The sequence below is a fragment of the Streptomyces sp. NPDC006435 genome (assembly GCF_040612315.1).
In the GTDB taxonomy this organism is placed as follows: domain Bacteria; phylum Actinomycetota; class Actinomycetes; order Streptomycetales; family Streptomycetaceae; genus Streptomyces.
Window position 1 is genome coordinate 24,473 of sequence record NZ_JBEXPY010000069.1, and the last position, 6,699, is coordinate 31,171.

Here is a 6,699-nt window from a genome sequence, read left to right on the forward strand (position 1 = left end):
CGCGCCGGCCGCCGGACGACTACGGTCCCGGCCCCCACCGACCGGAGGAGAGAAATACGGCCACGGCCGGGTCCGGGCGGGCGGATCACGGGGCAGGACGGACCGGCGACCGACCCGACGACTTCGCGCCACCCCTCACGACGTCGAAAGGACGGGAGGTTCGGCCCGCGCGACGCTGCTCCAGCGGGCGATCTCCTCCCGGTGGGAGCCGGTACGGGTCGCCCCGGCGACGGCGGCCCCCGCCTCCGCCGAGGCGGCGCAGGAGCGACGGGCGAGCAGGACGAGGGGCCAGAGGGGTTCGTGGGGACCGGCGCCGTCGAAGGGGCACCAGTCCCACGGCCCGTCGAAGCGCCAGGCCCGGCCGGAGCCGTCGGCGACCTCGTCGCCGGGCTCCAGGAAGGCGTACGGACGGAGGACCGGCTCGAAGACGACCGGGATGTCGTCGTCGGGGTCGAAGCTCTCCCCCTGCTCCTCCAGCCGGGGGTCGTACGAGCGGCCTGCGGGCAGGACGACCACCAGTCGGCCGGGGCGCGGCAGCAGGCCGGTCTCCTGGGGCGGGTCGTAACGGGCGACGTCGACGACGTGGACGAGGGTCGGCGGGATGCCGACGCGGCACGTGTCACCGGTGGCGAGGGAACGGGGCGCCGGATCGGTGCGGAACAGCCCCCCGTCCCCCGCGTCCGGCCCGGTACCGCCGTCGACGACCACCGAACCGTCCCAGCGGAACCACGAGCAGTCCGGGTCGGCCGACCACCAGGGCCACCGGAGGGCGACCTCCCCGTCCGGACGCCCCTCCGTGACCAGGGCCTCCGTGAAGGGGCACGAGATCCTGACGACGTCGCCCACCCGCAGATCCTCCGCGGGCCCCGGCTCCCACGCGTGAAGTGATGCCATGGGAGGCGACCGTACCCTGCGGGCGCGGCCCGCCCGGTCCGGGCCCGGACCGGGCGGGCCGGAAGGGGCGGTTCAGACCGGCTTGCGCCACACGGAGACGTGCTTCGGGGAGTCCTGGGTGAACGGCGTCCCGTCCCAGTCCGCGACGCGCCGCTCCGGTTCGAGCCCCGCGAGCCGGGCCATCAGATCGAGCTCGGCCGGCCACGCGTACCGGTGCCGGGACACGTCGCGGCGGTAGCGGCCGTCGTCGCCGTCACGGGTGAGGTGGTGCGAGAGGAGGACCTGCTCGACCAGGTCGAAGGTGTCGAAGCCGAGATGGTCGTCGGAGACGTCGAACGGCACCGCGACCTGTCCGGGCGGCAGGAACCGCAGCGGCGGCACGCCCAGCTCGATGACGAAACGGCCGCCGGGCGCCAGATGACGCGCGGCGTTGCGGAAGCACTCGACCTGCTCGTCCTGCGTGAGCAGGTTCGTGATGGTGTTGTAGACGAGGTAGACCAGGGCGAACTCGCCGGGCACGGTGGTGGTGGCCATGTCCCCGATGACGACCGGGAGCGTGTCCTCGTCGACCTTGCGCCGCAGGACCGCGGCCATGTGCTCGGACAGTTCGATGCCCGCCACGGGCACACCGCGTTCCCGGAGCGGGACGCCCACCCGCCCGGTCCCGATGGCGAACTCCAGTGCCCGGCCGTCCCCGGCGAGGAAGTCGAGGGCCGGTCCGAGGACGGCGGCCGAGGACATCTCCTTCTCCTCGGTGTCGTAGCGGTCGGCGGTCGCACGGGTCCACATCTCACTGCTCGTCATGGTCGGCGACTCTGCCGGGTGCGGCGGGCGTTGTCGAAGCGATTACGCCGTTTCCCGCCCCGTGCTCCCCGCCCCGGCGGCGGCCGGGGAGATGGTGACCCTGACGTGCTTCATGATCGGCTGGTCGCTCTGGGTGCTGTAGTCGCAGAGCGCGCACAGCACGTTCATTTCGGGCATGTAGCCGGCCGCGCAGCCGCGGGGAATGTCGTAGGGGACGGCGAGATAGCCCTCCAGGGAGCGCCGGCTGCCGTCCTTCGCGGTGCTCGTGATGTCGACGGGTCCGAGGTCGGCGATACCGCGCTCGCGCATGTCGGCCCGGTTCATGAGGACGAGCGTGCGCAGGTTCTTGATGCCGCGGTAACGGTCGTTGTCGGAGTAGACGGTGGTGTTCCACTGGTCGTGGGACCGCATGGTGCCCAGGGCCAGGGTGCCGGGGGCGGGGACGACGTCGGGCAGGGCCGCGGTGGAGAACTCGGCACGTCCGGAGGGGGTGAGGAAGACCAGCTCGCGGGCGGGCTGCCTGATGCGGAAGCCGAGGGGCATCCGCACCCGGCGGTTGAAGTCCTCGAAGCCGTCGAGCGCGCGGGACATGGTGTCGCGGATGCGGTCGTAGTCCTCGATGTACCACTCCCAGGGGGTGGCGCTGTCGGGCAGGGCCGCGCGGGCCATGCCGGCGACGACGGCCGGCTCGGACAGCAGGTGCGGCGAGGCGGGACGCTTCATGCCGACCGACAGGTGGACCATGCTCATCGAGTCCTCGACGGACGTGCTCTGGACGCCCCTGCGCTGGTGGTCCTTCTCGGTACGGCCGAGGCACGGCAGGATGAGGGCCCGGCGGCCGTGGACGACGTGGCTGCGGTTCAGCTTGGTGCTCACCTGGACGGTGAGGTCGCAGGAGCGCAGTGCCGCGCAGGTGTACGGGGTGTCGGGCGCCGCCAGGGCGAAGTTGCCGCCCATGCCGACGAACACCTTCACGTCGCCGCTGTGCATCGCCTTGATCGTGCCGACGGTGTCCAGGCCGTGCCGGCGGGGCGGCTCGATCCCGCAGACCTCGGCGAGGCGGTCCAGGAACGCGTCGGTGGGCCGGTGGTCGATGCCGCAGGTGCGGTTGCCCTGGACGTTGCTGTGTCCGCGCACGGGGGAGGGGCCGGCCCCCTCCCGCCCCAGGTTGCCGCGGAGCAGGAGCAGGTTGACGATCTCCCGGACGGTGTCGACGCCGTGTTCGTGCTGGGTGATCCCCAGGCACCAGCTGATGACGGAGCGGTCGGCCTCGCCGTACACGCGCGCCGCGTCGAGGACGTCGACGCGGCTCAGCCCGGACTGGTCCTCGATCTCCTGCCACGAAGTGGCCCGGCACAGCGCGCGGTACTCCTCGAAGCCGGTGGTGTGGCGCTCGATGAACTCCCGGTCCAGTGCCCTGGGATCGGACTCGGACTGCTCCAGGATCGCCTTCGACATCCCGCGCAGCAGCGCCATGTCGCCGCCGATGCGGGGCTGCAGGTTCAGGGTGCTGGTCCGGGTCGCCTTGAACAGCGCCATGTCGGTGAAGTCGTGCGGGACGATGGTGCGGGTGGCCGCCGCCTCGACGAGCGGATTGACGTGCACGATCCGGGCGCCGCGGCGGTACGCCTCGGACAGGGCGGTGAGCATCCTGGGTGCGTTGGAGGCGGCGTTGACCCCCAGGACGAACAACGCGTCGGCCCGCTCCCAGTCCTTGAGGTCGACGGTCCCCTTGCCGGTGCCCAGGGACGCCTGGAGGCCGCGGCCGCTGGCCTCGTGGCACATGTTGGAGCAGTCCGGCAGGTTGTTCGTACCCAGCTCGCGGGCCATCAGCTGGTAGAGGAAGGTGGCCTCGTTGCCGAGCCGGCCGGAGGTGTAGAACGCGGCCCGGTCCGGATGGTCCAGCTCGCGCAGGGCGCGGCCCACCATCTCGAACGCGTCCTTCCAGCCGATCGGGACGTAGTGGTCCGTCGCGGGGTCGTAGACCATCGGCTCGGTCAGCCGGCCCTGGTTCTCCAGGTCGTGGTCGTTCCATCCGGCCAGCTCGGTCACCGAGTGGGCGGCGAAGAACTCGCGCCCGACCCGCTTGCGGGTCATCTCCCAGGTGACGTGCTTGATGCCGTTCTCGCAGATGTCCAGGTGCAGGCCCTTGGTGTCGTCCGGCCACGCGCACCCGGGACAGTCGAACCCGCCGTTCTCGTGGTTCATCCGCATGATGGCCCGCGGACCGTCCACCAGCGTGCCCTCGCGCATCAGGAAACGGCTCACGCTCCCCGCCGCGCCCCAGCCCGCGGCGGGGTGGTGGTAGGGGTGGAACTCCGGATCGCCCCCGGGGACGGGTCCAGCCGCGGGCTCCGGGGATTCCTGCTCGTCACGGGTGGTGCTCAAGGCTCTCAACCCTTCCGCCGGGCGGACCGGGGACGATGGAACGGCACTGCTGGGCAGGCTATGCCCGCAGGTCCCGGCCCGCCATCCGGCTCCCGGCCGGTGCCGTCCCCTTCCCGTGCCGTCCCCCTCCCCGGTCCTGTCAGCGCAGCGCCCCGGGCAGCTCCTCCCGGTGGACGACGCCCAGGCGCTGGGTGGCGCGGGTCAGGGCCACGTACAGGTCGCTGGTCTTGAACCGGGCGGGCTCCACGACCAGCACGTGGTCGAATTCGAGCCCCTTGGCCTGGCGCGGGCCGAGCAGTACCACCGGTCGGGTCAGATCCGGCTCGGCGCCGGCCGTGATCCCGTCCAGCGGGGCCGCGATCTCCTCGTGGAGCTCCCGCGGCGCGATCACCGCGAGGCGCCCCTCCCGGGGCGTCAGCTCCGCGACCGCCCGGGCCACGGCACCCGCCAGGTCCTCCCCGGCGTGCCGGGTCCACGGCACCTCGCCGGTGGACCGCACCGAACCGGGCGGCCGGAAGCCGGGGTTCTCGGCCCGTACGACCCCGGCGGCCAGCTCCATGATCTCGGCGGGCGTGCGGTAGTTGACCCCGAGCCGGACGTGCTCGAAGCGGTCACCGACGTACGGCTCCAGGATCTTCTCCCACGAACCGACGCCGGCCTCCTCGGAGGTCTGCGCCGGATCGCCGACCAGGGTCATCGAACGGGTCGGCGAACGGCGCATCAGCAGCCGCCACATCATCGGCGACAGCTCCTGCGCCTCGTCGACGATGATGTGCCCGAACGCCCAGGACCGGTCCGCGGCGGCGCGCTCGGCCGCACTGCGGTGATCGGCCTCCTCGTGCCGTTCCGCCATCCGTTCGGCGTCGACGATGTCGTGGGCGGCGAGGACCTCGGACTCCTCGTCCTCGAACTCGTACGTCTCCGAACCCCGCGAGAGCTCCAGCACGCCCTGCGCGTACGCGATCCGCTCCTGGCGCTCGGCCTCGGCGGCGGCCCGTTCGGCGCTGTCGTCGACCCCGAGGAGCTCCGCCGCCTCGTCGAGCAGCGGAACGTCGGCGGGGGTCCACGCCCCGCCGCCGGACGTGCGCCGGATGGCCCCGGCCTCCTCGTCCGGTATGTGCACGGGGTCGGCCAGATAGTCGGCGAGGAACCCCTCCGGGGTGAGGGCCGGCCACAGCTCCTCGACGGCGGAGTGCACCTCCCGGCTGGCCGCGACGCCCTTGCCGAGCTGGGCGATGTCGTCGGGGCCGAGGAAGTTGGGGCCGCCGTACGGGTCGGCGCCGATCCGCTCGGCGAGCTGAGCGGTGAGGGCGTCGATGATCCGGAACGCGAAGTGCGGGCGGGCGAGGTTGTGGGGCAGCCGGGTGTCACGGGCCGCCTGCCGGGCCTCGCGGGCGATCTCCCGGTCGAGCACGAGGTCCCCGTCGTCGTGCGGGACGACCAGCGGCGCGTCGGGTTCGGGCAGCCGCTGCCGGTCGCGGACGGCGAGGGCGAGCGCCGGGGCCATCCGGGCCCCGCCCTTGACCGCGGCGGCGCGGGGCGTGTCGGTGCCTTCGGCGCGCACCCCGGGGAAGAGTTCGGCCTGCGTGGCGAGCAGGACACCGGTCTCGCCGAGCGCGGGCAGCACCTCGCCGATGTAGTGCAGGAAGGCGGGGTTGGGGCCCACGATCAGGACGGCGCGCCTGGCGAGCAGCTCGCGGTGCTCGTACAGGAGGAAGGCCGCCCGGTGCAGCGCCACCGCCGTCTTGCCGGTGCCGGGACCGCCCTCGACGACGAGGACCCCGCGGTGCGGGGCGCGGATGATGCGGTCCTGCTCCGCCTGGATGGTCCGCACGATGTCGCCCATGCGGCCGGTGCGGGCGGAGTTCACGGCGGCGAGCAGCACGGCGTCGCCGCTCGGGTCCTCGAAGCCGGTGCGCTCCCGGTCCCGGAGGTCGAGGATCTCGTCGTGCAGTTCGGTGACGGTGCGGTTCCTGGAGGCGATGTGCCGGCGTCGGCGCAGCCCCATGGGGGTGTGACCGGTGGCGAGATAGAAGGGCCGGGCGACCGGTGCGCGCCAGTCGATCAGCAGCGGAGTGCGTTCGGCGTCGTCCTCGCGGATTCCGACCCGGCCGATATGGCGCGCGGTGCCGTCGCGGAAATCGATGCGGCCGAAACACAGTGAGCCGTCCACCGCGTTCAGGGCGGCCAGCAGCCCCGAGCGTTCGGCGACGAGCACATCGCGTTCGAGACGGGCCTGCAAGCCGTTCCCGACCGGTGTCAGCGCGTCCTCGACGCCCTGTGCGGTGACCTCGCGCAGGGCGTCGACACGGTCGTGGAGCCGGTCGATGAATTCCTGTTCCTTCTGCAATTCGGCGCTTTCCCGATTTGACAAAACGACTCCCTGCCGGATATGGTGTTTCTTAGTGGCCCCCGTTGTGGGGCTTTTTCTGTGGACGCACAGAAACACTCAATATACCCGGGAAAATCCCCGGACCACAATTGCGGTCCGGGGATTTCTCGTGCGTGTCGTGGGGTTTCAGTCCCAGCGGTCCTGGTTGATGAAGCGGCTGAAGCCGCGCCAGGAGTTGGGGCCCATCACGCCGTCGACGGGTCCGGTGTAGCCGTGTGCGG

General features: G+C 72.2%; 4 protein-coding genes. All 4 read right to left on the reverse strand.

The genetic code is table 11. The features are described from left to right. Positions 1-135 precede the first annotated feature (135 nt). The 4 genes from ABZZ04_RS36690 to ABZZ04_RS36705 all read right to left on the reverse strand — a co-directional run bounded on the left by ABZZ04_RS36690 (position 136) and on the right by ABZZ04_RS36705 (position 6,436). The gene (locus ABZZ04_RS36690) at positions 136-894 is read right to left on the reverse strand and encodes a hypothetical protein (protein WP_356936576.1); all 759 of its coding nucleotides are present in this window, start codon (positions 892-894) and stop codon (positions 136-138) included. Positions 895-966: 72 nt separating this feature from the next. Further along, positions 967-1,698 (reverse strand): class I SAM-dependent methyltransferase, encoded by a 732-nt coding sequence (locus ABZZ04_RS36695; protein WP_356936577.1) that lies wholly within the window; start codon positions 1,696-1,698, stop codon positions 967-969. Positions 1,699-1,740: 42 nt separating this feature from the next. Then, positions 1,741-4,086 carry an FdhF/YdeP family oxidoreductase gene (locus ABZZ04_RS36700; RefSeq protein ID WP_356936578.1) on the reverse strand — a complete coding sequence of 782 codons (2,346 nt, stop codon included), beginning with the start codon at positions 4,084-4,086 and terminating at the stop codon, positions 1,741-1,743. A 139-nt stretch (positions 4,087-4,225) separates the two neighbouring features. Then, the gene (locus tag ABZZ04_RS36705) at positions 4,226-6,436 is read right to left on the reverse strand and encodes a helicase (protein WP_356936581.1); all 2,211 of its coding nucleotides are present in this window, start codon (positions 6,434-6,436) and stop codon (positions 4,226-4,228) included. Between the last annotated feature and the right edge of the window lie 263 nt (positions 6,437-6,699).